We start from the raw sequence: 14,515 nt of genomic DNA, 5'->3' as shown, positions 1-14,515 counted from the left end.
CTCCATGTTCTTATCATTTTTCTCATGTACAAATTAGAGTTCGAGGCAGATCATTCTATAAAAATGAACGGCCCAATTTATTACTTGTAAGAGGTCATAATTGAACTGGATTTTATGTCTGAAAACGTTCTGTCAATTAGGTTAATAGGACCAAAATCACCGTATTTCACACAATCCATCACTGCATTCATCTTTCTTATTGTTATGGCTGAAACATGCTTTTAACGTTTCAACTTCATATAAATAAACTTGGTTTGAAGAGTCTTGAATCTATGTGAAAAGTTGTGAAACATACGTAATATATTTTTAAGGTGCTGATTTTAAGTATTAAAGCTTTTAGTTAGTTTAATGGTGATATTTATTACTTAGGTCACTTTTCACGACTGATGCGCTGATACCGCTGTCGAGTTAGTCAGATATTGGTGTTAGCGACAATGCAGAGGAAGGAGTTAAACACAGGTAAATGTCTTTTTGGGGCAATTGGGCATACCAAATGAACCAATTTGGTGTTATTGCTCAATGATTGTGAATGGTTTTAGCTGAATGTCGTCAGCTCAATTTGGCTGATTATATTAGCCTTGCTTCAAGGCATTGATTGCCTTGATTGCTATGGAGTTACTTAAACCAGTTTGAGTTGCTGGCGTTCTAAACAGGATGATTGCACACAATTCCGGCCTAATTTTTTGGCTAGGTAGAGTGCATTGTCAGCTTGATTCAATAGTGAATCGAGGTTGTCTATGGGCTGCCATTTGGCAATACCGATGGAAGTGGTGATCTGAATGGTTTGCCCCTCAAACACAACAACTAAGTTCTCAATGGCTTTTCGCAGACGCTCAGAAAGGTCAATTGCCCCTTGTGATTCTTTATTTTCCATTAGGGCGGCAAACTCTTCCCCTCCGAGCCTAGAGACGACATCAATGGTCCGTATGGTGTCTGATAGGGTTTTTGCAACAGCAATTAGCACGGCGTCACCGGCTGCGTGGCCATAGGTGTCATTGACTTTTTTGAAGTGATCAATGTCTATCATCAACAGATATAGGTTGGTATTTGGGCAGCGCTTTGCTCTGGCGATAAAGTCGTGGGCAGACTCGATAAATGAACGCCTGTTGGTTAAGCCCGTTAAAATATCTACCCTAGCTTCGACTTCTGCCTTTTCTTTCGCATCAAGTAGCAGTTTAGTTTGTTGTTGCACCTGTTCGGATAACTCATTTGCATAGTTTTCAAGGTGTAACCTGTGTTTTAGCTCAATCTTCAATTTAGCATTTTGCATGTCTCTTAATCTGAACACCATGATGGTGGTGAGTAGGAATGCTTCGATAAACCCGCCGATATAGATGAGCCATTGCAACACAAATGAGTCAATTAAGTAGCCTCTTAATCGCAATGATGCGGCGATCATACCCAGTATGAATACCGCCCAACAGAAGGTAAATAGACCTGCGTGCGGCACTTTTTTACTCCAAGCAAATAAGCCGATTGGAACCAGTAAAATGTAGAGGAAAGCGGTATTGTCGATAATTAGCCTTGGGTAGTAGGGGAAGCCTGATAAGTTAATGATGGCGCCAGTTATTGAAACGGCGATTACGAGTAGGAGCGCGTTATCAATGATTTTAGAGATGTGGCGTATGTTTAAGAAACACCTGACAAACCAGATTGCCGCTATTTGACTCAGGCTTATTTGAAACACAACCATCCACAGATGGTAGCTCTCTCTAGCAAAGAAGTAGCCCCAAATCCCGCTTAAAGATGCAAACAGCGAGGCGATTGAGAATGCAAACAAAGAGTAGTAGAGAAACATCTTGTCTCGTGAGATAACGAAAACCAGTAATGTGGCGAGTCCCATAAATAGTTCTGTGCATAATAAGATCACCATAAATGTCAGTTCGACATGGGTGGATAGATAGAATTGGGTTTGTTCCCATATCCTCATGGCGGTGAAACTGTGCATGGGGAATTGGCTGCCAGGAAAGATTTTTACATAGACTTCATGGGTTTCAAGATAGGGCAGATTCAACTCGAAAGCGGGCCGGTAAAAGCTAACCTCTCGTGATGATACGGGGGCTGAAAAGGTAAAATTAGAGTGGATAAACTCCCCTTTATCTCCTAGCTTACGATGGTAAATATCGATACTTTGCACAGTGGCTTCAACATATTCTAAAATCATATCGAAATCGTTTTGGCTGCTGTTTTTGAGTGTGAACTTCATCCAAGACACGGCAGAGGTAAAACCTCTATTGGTGATATTGTGTTCCGATTTTTTCCATTCAGCGCTTGTAATGACATCACTAAGCGAGAGAGATTGACTGGAGTCAATAAGATAATAGTAGTTATCTCCAGTCGTCTCACCTTGGTGATGCGTTGCTATGTCTATTGCGCTAGGTTCACTGGCAAACGTCAATGGCGAGAACAATAAGTAACAGATATACACAAGAATGCTTGGTAATAATACCTTTCTTGATATGGGCTGTGGACCAGTGAGAATTAGACCCAAGTGACCTCCTGAAACGCTTTTGGTAATATCACCAAGAGAGGATCACAAAATAGCGTAAACCGAGTGGCGAAGTTTGAATATACCGCGTTAGTCTAAAGTATTATTACAACTTAGTAAGTATAAATATTTTACAAATCATTAACTTCGCTTTGATATGTTGTTGAACACTAAAAGACTGGCAGTAAATGATTTTACTGCCAGTTAATACAGGTTTAATTAAACAAAATTCTTTTTAAACCAGATTATTGTGCTGCTAGATGCTTATGCTATTTGGCACTTGAGATGGTAATTGGAATGGATAGGGGAAAGGTCTGCTTTTATTGCGTTGGTGAATGTCGAGTTCGATCTGATTCAGTTTCATCTGAAATTCGGTGACGACCGCTGATACTTGAGGATCCTGAAAATAGGACTTTCTTGGATCATCACTATAATGACCGAGTCTGTCGTATTGGACGTTGCTGAGCAGGTACCCAAACGTCGCCTGATAGAGAGCGATATCTAATGGCGGCAAACATGCTAGATAGTGTTTGTCTGTGAGTTCATCTGAACGAGTGGGGGCTTGAGCATATAGAGTGCCAGACACACTTGGCATGTAACTCATTAATGGCCACTGGGCATAATTAACTGATGCATGTTGGGCACTGGCAGTATAGATAATGAGGGAGACGAGCTTAATTAAGTAATCGAAGTCTCGGATTTGATAAGCTTGTCCTTGGCTGTCTGTTTCAATCAGCCCCTCCATGCCTTTAATTGCTGCGCAGCGGCTATCGACCATTTCATTGATCCAGTTCTGCAGTTCATAATCTTCAGCTACTTGTTCATCCCGTGCGAGAAGCGAATCACCTTTGTAGTAAAGAGAGAGATACTGACCAACAAATTCCTGGATAGCTTGCCAAAGATCTAAAGTGTCTTCTCTGAATGGGAAGTTAGGCAGTGATTGCTCACACACGCCTCTGAGTTTGAATAGACGATCTGGGAATTGATCATCAAATCGCCATTTATTATGTGCATCTACAATCATTTTTGCGCTGCTGTCATGACTTGTTGACAGTACTGATGCAACTACACCACCAGGTACAATGAGGCTATGGATCGCAGCGTCATTGATGGGCAGGGTAAATTTAAAATGAGGTTTGAGCAACACCATTAAGGGGTGTGCTTTAGCAAGCTGACGATTTGCGGCGACTATCATTGGCTCAATTGTTAAATGGCAAGCGCCTAAGTGAGCCACTGTTTCGTGTTGGATTGCGCAAGCATTTTGAACAAAAGCTTTGGCGATTTGCCACTTATAGCCATGGGTATCTAAGTTATGGGTACAGTCATTGGGGGTATAGATAGGCGCAGCTTCTGGATCAAATTTTTGTGAAAGTTGAATGCAAATGGGCTGCATTGCACCTGTCGAAGGGTAGCCTTTTGGAGGGATTTTATTCCATAAAAATAACGCAATAGGGGCATTTGGATAGCGTTGCTTTTTGTGTAGTTCACTTCCCTCTAAACCTTCCATCATGGCGTAGTCGCATACGTATAGCAGACCTTGTTCAGCGGCTTGATGTAAAGTGAGATCACAGTTGCCACTGACCTGTTGGAATATAGCATCAGTGATGGGCATTTTTTTCAATAAATCGACTAGTACGATAACTTCCGAGGAGTGACTATTACTGAGCTGAACGCCTTTTAGGTTGGTGGTATTAAACCCGGCTATTTGCATGTAGCCGAAGTACCAGTCTTGCTGCCAAACTTCCTGTTCACTCGCCTGTGGCATCCAGCTCTGCTTCTCTATGTTGAGTAGATCTGGTACGGGCAATGTCTTAAATAAGTCGACGTAATCTTGTGTGCTCGTTGCGGCTAAATAGTCCCGATTATTATCCGTTGCCAACATGTCGTACATGGTGTTTTTTAGAAATGCAGTAGAGCCCTCTTTTTCGAACTCTTTAAAAACCTTATCTAGTCCTTCAACCATTTTTATTAAATCTTTCGGTAACCGTACGGCTCCCTGAATAGCGGCTTCTAATTCTTTAGGGATTTTCGCTAGTGCATGTATTAATTCGTTTACATATTCAGCTTCATGGACGAATTTTTTTATTGCGCCTTCATCCGTCGCGGCAGTTAACTTGTCATGGGCATCCTCTACAGCCTTGAATGATGCCCGCATATCATTGGGGAGATCATCGAGAAGTTCCTTTTCAATTAAACCGATAATAACTGCTTTAAAATTTTCAACTAAGGGAGTAAATACTTGTAACACTTTATATTCGTAGTCGGGGCTGAACTCTTCACTTTTCGGTACGCTTGCAGCAATGGGAATAGGCTCTAAATAACTAAACATGTAATTGTAATCTGTTTTTGATATTGATAGCTCCATCTTTCTTTTTTCTTTATCTTGTTCGGTAATGAATTGCGGCAATGATGCTTTTTGTAAAACACTTTTCATGAATATCCTTTCCTTAAATAAGTGAATATATAAATCAATATATTAAACAGTGTGTTGTGGTGGATGTTATTTATAATGCATATAAAATAACAATTAGACTAGCGGGTTGCGTACAACTCATTAACATTGTTATTTTGACTGTTAAGTTGAATATTTTATTAATTTTTACTTTGTTGGTTATTTATGGCTTTAATTTAACAATACTGATGTTTATGGCTGACTTGGTATGTTTTTTTGGTGTTACCATCCATGACTGTTAGTTGGTTTTTATTTTAATTACGCAAGGTAAATAGACCATTTATATGTAAATAAATAATCTATTTGTATTTTAACTTGTTATTAATCTGGCTTTATAAACTTCAAATGTTGTGAAACATAGGTGAAGTTAAGTTTGTTTTAGCCTATAGGTATATGTTTCTCAGTGAATGGTAATTTATTGTACAAATAAGTGTTGATAGCATAAAAAGTAGCCAGTTACTATGATTCCTGCTAGCACACATTGAATATTGTTGTGTTAGTATGCAAAATAATCCCATCAGTATATAACCTTAGGCTTAACTAAGGCCCTACTGGTCTATTATTGCTTTGTGAACCATACTTTGAACTTGCCCCTCGAACCATTTTTCGTATCGAGACTTGTAAGTTCTGCTTTAGGAAATAGGGTTTCAACATATGATTGTCGAGCAAGATATCTCTAATGTTCGTGTTGGCATGTACGTTCTTGACATTGCTTTCCCGAAAGGACAGTTTCACCTTACTAAGGCTAGCTGGTTGGAAAGTGAGAGTGTTATTGAGGGATTAAAAAACAGAGGAGTACAGCGCCTTCTTATCGACATGAGTAAGACTCGAGAAGCTTCAGTTATGATGTCTCAGGTGATTGCAGCTCCAGTCGTAGAAACTATTACTCCCTCTTTTGCCGAGCAAGTGGCAAGAGCCCGAGTTGTTTTTGATGAATCTAAAAATATTCAAAAAAAATTGTTTCATGCAGCAAAAAATGGCCATGAACTTGATCTTGCATCGGTGAACAAGGTGACCGATGAATCCATCGATATGATCTTTAAGAATCCAGATGCCCTTTCATGTGTGCTTAACATCCGACATAAGGATGAGTACCTTTTAGAACACTCAGTTGCAGTATCTGTGTTGATGACCATGTTTGCTTTTCACATGAAGTTAAGCAAAGAGATTGTTAGTCAGCTAGCGATAGGGGCGTTTCTTCATGATGTTGGTAAGATCATGATACCCGACGCTATTCTGAATAAGCCTGGTAAGCTAAATGATAAAGAGTTCGCAATCATGCAAAGCCATGCTATGCACTCTATTAAGATCATTAGAAAAACACCGGGTGTCAGTGCCATTAGCCATGAAGTCGCCGCCTTACATCACGAAAAACTTAATGGTGAAGGCTACCCTAATGGCATTAAAGGGAAGGAGATCTCCATGTATGGTCGCATGATCTCCATCTGCGATATTTATGATGCCTTGACGTCAAGTCGTTGTTATAAAGAAGGTTATTCTCAAGTTAAGTCTTTTAGTATATTAAGGGCGTTAGCGAAAGAAAATCAATTGGATGAGAAATTGGTTGACCGCTTTATTCAGTGCTTGGGAGTTTACCCCGTAGGCGCTTTAGTCCAACTGGACTCAAATCGTTTGGCTATTGTTGAGGGGCATAATTTACAGAATCCAGTTCGTCCTCGGGTAAAAGCTTTCTACCGCTTGGATCCAAAACAGTTTGAAGTGGCGCAGGATATCGATCTATCTGCCATGGAAACTGAACATATTGTTAAGTGTGTGAGAGCTGATGAGTTCGATCTGGACATGGAACAGATTATAGAGTTCTTAACTTATGAAGGTTAATGTTTAAGGGCTACTTAATTCAAAGATAAAAAAATAGCGCCAAATGGCGCTATTTTTGTTTTTATCAGTTCAACTTTTTACTGTGATTGGTATTAAGTTGCTGCTTTCATATTACGAGTGAACTCACCTAATTGGGTAAGGAGCTCAACTTCATTATCTTTATTGGCTTCGATAATCTTAACCACTGCAGAGCCTGAAATAGCGCCAGCTGCGCCAGCCTGAATCGCTTCTTTCACTTGAGAGGGTTCTGCAATGCCGAAGCCTAGTAAAGGTGGAGCACCGTTAAACTCTTTGAGTCGAGATAAAATATCACCAATCGGCATACCAGCTTTAGATTCAGTGCCAGTAACGCCAGCACGAGATAAAAGATAGGTGTAACCTTCACCTTTTTCACTGACAAGTTTAAGAGTGTCACTGTCAGCATTAGGCGGTGCGATAAAGATAGGTGCAACGCCATGTGCTTTTGCTGATGCGATGAACTCAGCGGATTCTTCGACAGGTACGTCGGCTATCAATACCGAATCGACACCTGCGGCTTGAGCCTTAGCGTAAAAAGAATCGATGCCGTTGGCGAAGACTAAGTTGGCGTAAAGAAGAAGCCCGATAGGTAAGTCTGGGTATTTAGCACGAATAAGAGTCAACATTTCAAAGCACTGAGTTGGTGTGGTGCCAGCAGCAAGTGAACGCAGGTTTGCCCCTTGTATGACTGGACCATCAGCCAATGGGTCCGAGAAGGGGAAGCCCAGCTCTAACGCATCAGCGCCGTTTGCCACTAAGCAATCAACAATCTTTAACGAAAGTTCAGGGCTTGGATCGCCTAAGGTGACAAAAGGGACGAAGGCGCCTTGGTTTTTCTCTTTTAGTGCGGCAAAAGTTGCCTGATAACGGCCTGCTTGTTTAGATTCAGACATTGCCACTCTCCTCTTTTTGCTGGCTCGTTGGTGATTTCTCGCGTTCCTCTAAAATATCAGCAACAGCAAAGATATCTTTATCGCCTCGGCCAGATAGATTAACCACGAGCAGGGTTTCTTCAGTAGCTTCTTTTGCCAACTTGATTGCATAAGCGATAGCGTGGGCTGACTCTAAAGCGGGGATGATCCCTTCACATTTGGCTAGCAGTTGAAAAGCATCCAATGCTTCATCATCGGTTGCTGATTCATAGGTTGCGCGCCCAGTTGCTGCTAGATGTGCGTGCTGCGGGCCTACTGATGGAAAATCAAGACCAGCAGAGATGGAGTATGACTCTTCGATTTGTCCCTCTTTATCTTGCATCAAAGGCGCTTTCATACCAAAGAATATGCCTGTTTTACCATGCTTAAGCGGTGCGCCATGCATCGGGGTATCTATGCCTAAACCCGCTGGTTCAACGCCAATTAGTTTGACTGACTCTTCATCAATAAAATCGGCAAACATACCAATGGCATTGGAACCTCCGCCAACACAGGCGATAACGGCATCGGGTAATCGACCTTCACGTTCAAGAATTTGCTTCTTAGTCTCTTCACCGATCATGCGCTGGAATTCACGTACGATGGTTGGGAACGGATGAGGACCCGCTGCAGTGCCGAGTAAATAATGCGCCTTATCATAGCTACCAGACCAGTCACGCATGGCTTCATTACACGCATCTTTTAGCGTAGAGGAGCCCGATGTGACAGGTATCACTTCAGCGCCCATCAGTTTCATTCTAAATACGTTTGGTGACTGACGCTCGACGTCTTTTGCGCCCATGTACACTTTACATTTTAGACCGAGAAGTGCACAGGCCAGCGCCGTTGCTACACCATGTTGACCAGCGCCAGTTTCGGCGATGATCTCTTTTTTACCCATGCGTTTAGCCAGTAAAGCCTGACCTAATACCTGGTTAGTTTTGTGGGCACCACCGTGGAGTAAGTCTTCACGTTTCAGGTAAATTTTAACTAATGGGTTTGGGCTCAAGTTACGCGTCAGGGTTAGGGCTGTTGGGCGGCCTGCATAGTTCTTGAGTAGGTCGGTAAATTCTGCCTGAAACGCGGGATCTTCTTGTGCTTCAACAAACGCGGTTTCTAACTGTTTCAGTGCAGGCATTAAAATTTGCGGTACGTACATACCACCATATTCGCCGAAGTAGGGATCGAGCTTAGTCATTGGTTATCCTTAAATAGATCTGCTTTGCATCTCTATGTAGGCCACTCTCATTAATGGGGTCGTGGCGTTAATTTGTGCCGTTCAGGCGTAAGTCAAAATAGGTTAATAATAACGATCTGACCGTTATCAGTACTGTCTTAGTGCGCTAAATAGGGCATTGATCTCTTGGTGATCTTTAATCCCCGGAGCGCTTTCCAAACCAGAGTTAAAATCCAGTCCGTAGAATCCTTGTGAACTAGCAAGTGTGGCAAGTGCTGCCGTTAAGCCGCCAGCCAACATTGAGCTGTGTTTGTTTGGCAGAGACTGTTGCCAGTTAAAGGTAAGGCCCGTGCCACCAAATTGCAGTTCGCCTGTTTGATGACTCTTACTGTCAAATAACACCCGATCGACATTAGCTGGTATGTTCACTTCTTCTTGCTCTATATCCGCGTTTACTGCGACGGCTTTCCAGATTAAGGCCTGAGAGCCTATAGATGCGAGGGCGCTGCGCACTTGTTCAATTTCGTATTCAGATTCGTTGCCATGAAGTTGAACGGCAAACAGGTCAAGCGTTTCAGCTAGGTTGGCGATAACCTCAGGTGATTCGTTAACAAACACACCAATGAATTTGAGCCCTGGCCCTGCTTTTCTGTGTTGCTCTACCAGTATTGCAGCTTGCTCTGCTGATACTGAACGCGGTGACTTTGGATAGAAAATTAACCCTGCATAGATAGCGCCGGCATTGGCTACAGCCAAAATATCTTCACTTTTGGTTAAGCCGCACACCTTGTTATGCCCTAAAGTCAAAGTACGGCAAGCAAGGTCGAGATCTGCTTCTGCCATCAAGGAGCTGCCGACAAGAAAGCCATCAACCAGCGGGCTTAAACGGCGCACTTGCGCTTGGTTATATATGCCCGATTCACTGATCACAACACGATCCGCAGGAATGTGAGGCGCTAACTCCTCCGTTGTGGCTAAATCTGTCGATAAGTCACGTAGGTTACGGTTATTGATGCCAATAATTGCCGCGTTTAAGTCGATGGCACGTTTGAGTTCAGTGTCGTTACTCACCTCTGTCAGTATGTCTAAGCTGTATTTTTCAGCTTCAGTCGCAAGGGTGCGATATTGCTCATCATCAAGTACCGATAACATTAATAAAATGGCATCAGCCCCTTGATGTGCCGCTAATTTAACCTGATAAGTGTCAACAAAAAAGTCCTTGCACAGTATTGGCTGTTTGACTCGAGCGCGAACCAGAGGAATATAATCCATGTCACCTTGGAAAAACTGCTCGTCGGTGAGCACTGAAATACCTGCGGCATAGTGGTTATAAACATCCGCGATGGCTTCGACATCGAAATGTTCACGTATTAGCCCTTTAGAAGGGCTGGCTTTTTTACATTCGAAAATAAAGCCAGCATTAGGGGCTTTTAACGCATCAAACAAGCTTCGGTCAGAGATTTTAGGCTGCAAACTAGTTTCTGGAAAACGGTTTTTTAAGGCTGTAATATGTTCAGCTTTAGTGTCGACAATTTTCGTTAATACATTGCTGACTTTTTCGGTAGATGAATGGCTCACTGTGACTCCTGACATATTATTTAGCCGCCTTGCTGGCGTTAGCGAGCTGCTCAAGTAGTTGGTACGCTTTACCTGTTACGATGGTGTCGAGTGCTAGCTGGGTTCCAGATTTGACGCTATCACACACACCTGAAATGTACAGAGCGCAGCCTGCGTTTACGGCAACAGCATGACTATGAGCTTGCTGGCCTTTACCTTGCAAAATGGCTCGCGTGAATTCGGCATTATCAGTTGGTGTCCCTCCCTCTAAATCGGTTAATTGACCTTGGGTCACGCCTAATGCTTCAGGGGTTAAGGTGTATTGGGTAATGTCATTATTATTGAGTTCACAGACCAAGGTATCACCGTGTATTGCCACTTCATCAAGACCGCTTCCATGGACCACCATCGCGCGTTTCATACCTAACGCTTTGAGTACTTCGGCGATAGGTTTCACCAACTCGGCGCTGTATACGCCTAGTACGATAAAATCAGGATGGGACGGGTTAATGAGTGGCCCGAGTACGTTAAATAGGGTGCGTGTTTTCAATGCTTGACGCACAGGTACTGCGTGACGCACACCGCCGTGATAATGAGGGGCGAAAAGGAAACATAGACCGAGAGTATCCAAGCAATCACGAGCGGTTTCAGGATCCATTGTTAGGTCGATGCCAAATTGTGCCAATAGATCCGATGAGCCTGACTTACTTGATACACTGCGGTTGCCATGTTTAGCCACTTTGGCTCCGGCTGCTGCGGCAACAAAAGCGGCAGTCGTGGATATATTGATGGTGTTATGGCCATCGCCACCAGTGCCTACTATATCGACAATGCCTTGCTCACGGGTCATTTCACAAGGTGCAGGAAAAGCTTTAGCTGCGCTGCGTAGCGCATCAGCGGCGCCAGATATTTCATCAATGGTTTCACCGCGCATTTTCATGGCGATGAGCATACCAGCCATGACGACTTCACTCATTTCACCAGCAATGATGCTGCTGACCAGTTGTTTGGTTTCTTCACGTGTCGCTGACTCTCCGGCGAAGAGTTTATCGAGTATCGGTTGCAGATCAGCTGACTGGAGAGGGGGTTGGCTCATACATTAACTCCTTGGTGGCTATCAATGCCGGTTAATTCGTTTAAGGTTTGAATAAGCAGTTGGCTGCCAAGTGTGGTGAGAATAGACTCTGGGTGAAATTGGAACCCAATCGCTTTGTCGTTTTTGTGGGAGATAGCCATCGGCATAGACTCCGTCGTCGCTATGACATCTAAACAGTCAGGCACAACAGTGGCGACTAGGCTGTGATAACGGGCTACAGGCAGAGGAGAAGGTAGATTGTTAAATATCCCAGTTGCTTGATGATAGGTCGGGCTTGCTTTGCCATGAACCACTTGGTTTGCTCGCTCAACTTTACCGCCGTAATGCTCAATCATGGCTTGGTGCCCAAGACAGATCCCAAGCATGGGGACTTTACCCGCCACCAGATCAATTAGTTCCATTAAGCAGCCAGCTTCATGGGGAGCACCTGGGCCTGGTGAGAGCACTAACGCTGCTTTGTTCTTTTCATTGAGCAATTTGTTGGCAATAAACTTGGCATCGACATCGTTACGATAAATCACGACTTCATAGTCTAAGCTTCTGAACTGATCGACTAAGTTGTAGGTAAATGAGTCGAAATTGTCGAGTAGGTACAGTTTCATAGCCCACCTCCCATTTTTATGGCACAGAATAAGAGTGCTTGTACTTTGGCGGAGTGTGGGAGCTGGTTAGGGAATTCACTAAAATCGAAATTATCCCGAATTAAACACAGTTTCATAGTCCACCTCCCATTTTTATGGCAGAAATAACAGCTTGTGCTTTTTGTCTGGTTTCATCAGCTTCTGCTTGTGGGTCTGAGTCAAATACCACGCCTGCGCCAGCTTGGATATAGGCGGTGCCGTCTTTAACAAACGCGGAGCGGATCACAATACAGGTATCCATGTCTCCCAGACTGTTGAGATAACCCACTGCGCCACCGTAACTGCCGCGGCGGCTCTGCTCGGCGCCACGAATAAGTTGCGCAGCACTGACTTTAGGTGCACCGGTTAATGTGCCCATGTTCATACAAGCCTGATAGGCGTGCAATGCATCAAGATCGCTGCGCAGTTGGCCCGTTACGCGGCTGACTAAGTGCATAACATGAGAGTATCGGTCGACTTTCAATAACTCTGCGACTTTACGTGTGCCACTTTGGCTGATACGCGCCACGTCATTGCGGGCTAAATCGACCAGCATCAGGTGCTCTGATAGCTCTTTTTTATCCAATCTTAATTCAAGTTCAATACGGCTATCGAGATCGAAATCTATTTCACCATCAGCGGTTTTTCCACGCTGGCGAGTGCCTGCTATAGGGTAGATCTCAACTTGATTCGTGTGTGCTTCATATTTGAGTGCGCTCTCTGGAGATGCACCGAAAAGGGTAAAGTCCTGACCTCGGAAGTAGAACATGTAAGGGCTGGGATTGGTTAAGCGAAGTGCACGATAAGCGCCTAATGTATTAGGACAAGGTAGGCTAAAGCTACGTGATGGAACCACTTGGAAAATGTCACCAGCAACGATGTGTGATTTTAAGTCTTGTACTGTTTGTTTAAACGCATCGTCACTGATATTGACATGGGTTTCAGCAGTGACAGGCACTAAAGGGTCAATCGTTCGGGTTTGTTCTGCTTTTGCTTGTAAGCTTTGAACTCGCGTTGATAACTCATCTCGCAAACTTGATGATACTGGCGAATCCGTTGTACTAAACAGATGAGAAACGATGTCGGCTTGTTGCAGTTGATGATCAATTAGAATCAATGTTTCGGCGAGATAGAACAAATAATCAGGGCAGGTATTTTCGCCTTGTGGCACGGTGGGAAGCGGCTCGACGGTGTCAATTAAGTCATAAGCGAGTACCCCACCTAAAAACAGATCTTCAAATGCCGGGGTCTCGCCGCAACTTATCTCTTTGACTAATGCCCGCAGGCCGTCGAGAGGGGAGACCGACTTGAGTCTGGCATCTTCATCCAACATCTCACATTCTTTGACTAACGTCAGTGTGAGTGTGTGTTCAATGAGTTCGCTCTTGGCACTGGCAAAGAAAGTTTGTATTGGTTTGAGCAGTTGCAGACCATTATCAGTCAATGCTGTGAAAGTGAGCTGGTAGCCGTCACAACGTATCATCATGGCACTATGGGTCATCACCATGCTTTTTAGGTGATCTTTGCTCTCAATTTCAGCGGATTCGAGCAACATAGTGTGTGGCACATCTTGGGTCAGTTGCTGGTATAAGCGCAGAGGGTCAGCATGGTAAGTGATCCTCTCCTTATTTGTCGTCACGTGAGCTAGTTTCATCTAATGTCTCGCTTATCTTATCGTCTTGTATCGCAATAGGGGCAGAGCTTTATCTGTTTTTTGTGTTGAATTTCAAGTACAAAAAAGCCCGCAATCTATGCGGGCTTGTTGTTGAATCTTGTCTCTTTTACATGAGCACAGAGTTTCACACCACCCGCTAATTTGGGAAGTGCCACCACCAATTAATATTTTGTGCTTGAGAGAATGTGTTCATCGAAACTCATTATATAAAGGTTAAAAAAGTAAACGTTCATGTAAAAGTGGATCTGATTTGCATCCAGTGACCATATAGAAACATTTGCGAGTGAATGATGTCAATTGAATCTTTTAATATTTGCTCGAATAGTAATATTTTTAGTTTATATCTTAGATATATAATAACAATTGAGTTGGCAGCAAGATGAAATGATACCTCTATAGATGTTATACCAATCAGTATAAAGATGTGATCGCTCAGCGAGAGTTTAGCGTGTCTGAGGTAAGGTCATTAATTGCTCCTGCATTAACGACATTCAGAACATCCATGTTCTTTGCAACGAGTGAGATACATAGTTATTCTACGGTTAAGCTCGTTAACACAGGATCAGAAGCGCTAAAACTCGCCCTTTGGGTGTGTTTTTGGCTACCTACTTCTGCGTTGAATGAACTCACAAGGGAATAACCATTCCATCATCCAGTCGCCTTGAATTAGATTGCCAAAAGC

Annotated in this window: 9 protein-coding genes and 1 other annotated feature; of the genes, 1 reads left to right on the top strand and 8 read right to left on the bottom strand. The window is 43.3% G+C overall.

Translation table 11 applies throughout. The annotated features are described in order from the left end of the window. Positions 1 to 619 precede the first annotated feature (619 nt). Together FN961_RS18185 and FN961_RS18180 are read right to left on the bottom strand one after the other, a co-directional pair. On the bottom strand, positions 620 to 2,491 hold the full coding sequence (locus tag FN961_RS18185; protein WP_144041598.1) for a sensor domain-containing diguanylate cyclase: 1,872 nt from the start codon (positions 2,489 to 2,491) through the stop codon (positions 620 to 622). 253 nt (positions 2,492 to 2,744) lie between these two features. Continuing rightward, entirely contained in the window at positions 2,745 to 4,922 is a 2,178-nt protein-coding gene (locus FN961_RS18180; protein WP_144041597.1) for a lipoxygenase family protein, read from the bottom strand. Between the two features lie 672 nt (positions 4,923 to 5,594). Here FN961_RS18180 and FN961_RS18175 point away from each other — a divergent pair. Then, positions 5,595 to 6,779: an HD-GYP domain-containing protein gene (locus FN961_RS18175; RefSeq protein ID WP_144041596.1), complete on the top strand. Its 1,185-nt coding sequence runs from the start codon at positions 5,595 to 5,597 to the stop codon at positions 6,777 to 6,779. 92 nt (positions 6,780 to 6,871) lie between these two features. Here the strand turns inward: FN961_RS18175 and trpA are convergent, their stop codons facing one another. The 6 genes from trpA to FN961_RS18145 all read right to left on the bottom strand — a co-directional run bounded on the left by trpA (position 6,872) and on the right by FN961_RS18145 (position 13,812). Continuing rightward, positions 6,872 to 7,690 (bottom strand): tryptophan synthase subunit alpha, encoded by an 819-nt coding sequence (gene trpA / locus FN961_RS18170; protein ID WP_144041595.1) that lies wholly within the window; start codon positions 7,688 to 7,690, stop codon positions 6,872 to 6,874. Next, positions 7,683 to 8,906, bottom strand: a complete 1,224-nt coding sequence (trpB, locus tag FN961_RS18165; protein WP_144041594.1) for a tryptophan synthase subunit beta — start codon at positions 8,904 to 8,906, stop codon at positions 7,683 to 7,685. Before trpB ends, trpA begins: the two co-directional genes overlap by 8 nt. Before the next feature lie 126 nt (positions 8,907 to 9,032). Continuing rightward, entirely contained in the window at positions 9,033 to 10,478 is a 1,446-nt protein-coding gene (trpCF, locus tag FN961_RS18160; RefSeq protein ID WP_144041593.1) for a bifunctional indole-3-glycerol-phosphate synthase TrpC/phosphoribosylanthranilate isomerase TrpF, read from the bottom strand. Between the two features lies 1 nt (position 10,479). Continuing rightward, on the bottom strand, positions 10,480 to 11,538 hold the full coding sequence (trpD, locus tag FN961_RS18155; RefSeq protein ID WP_144041592.1) for an anthranilate phosphoribosyltransferase: 1,059 nt from the start codon (positions 11,536 to 11,538) through the stop codon (positions 10,480 to 10,482). Continuing rightward, positions 11,535 to 12,140, bottom strand: a complete 606-nt coding sequence (locus FN961_RS18150) for an aminodeoxychorismate/anthranilate synthase component II (RefSeq protein WP_144041591.1) — start codon at positions 12,138 to 12,140, stop codon at positions 11,535 to 11,537. Before FN961_RS18150 ends, trpD begins: the two co-directional genes overlap by 4 nt. A gap of 112 nt (positions 12,141 to 12,252) precedes the next feature. Next, on the bottom strand, positions 12,253 to 13,812 hold the full coding sequence (locus tag FN961_RS18145) for an anthranilate synthase component 1 (protein WP_144041590.1): 1,560 nt from the start codon (positions 13,810 to 13,812) through the stop codon (positions 12,253 to 12,255). A 78-nt stretch (positions 13,813 to 13,890) separates the two neighbouring features. Next, positions 13,891 to 13,999 (bottom strand) — a sequence feature (Trp leader region). Positions 14,000 to 14,515: the final 516 nt, after the last annotated feature.

The organism is Shewanella hanedai (assembly GCF_007197645.1).
Taxonomy (GTDB): domain Bacteria; phylum Pseudomonadota; class Gammaproteobacteria; order Enterobacterales; family Shewanellaceae; genus Shewanella; species Shewanella hanedai.
This window is presented reverse-complemented; position numbering and strand designations above follow the sequence as displayed.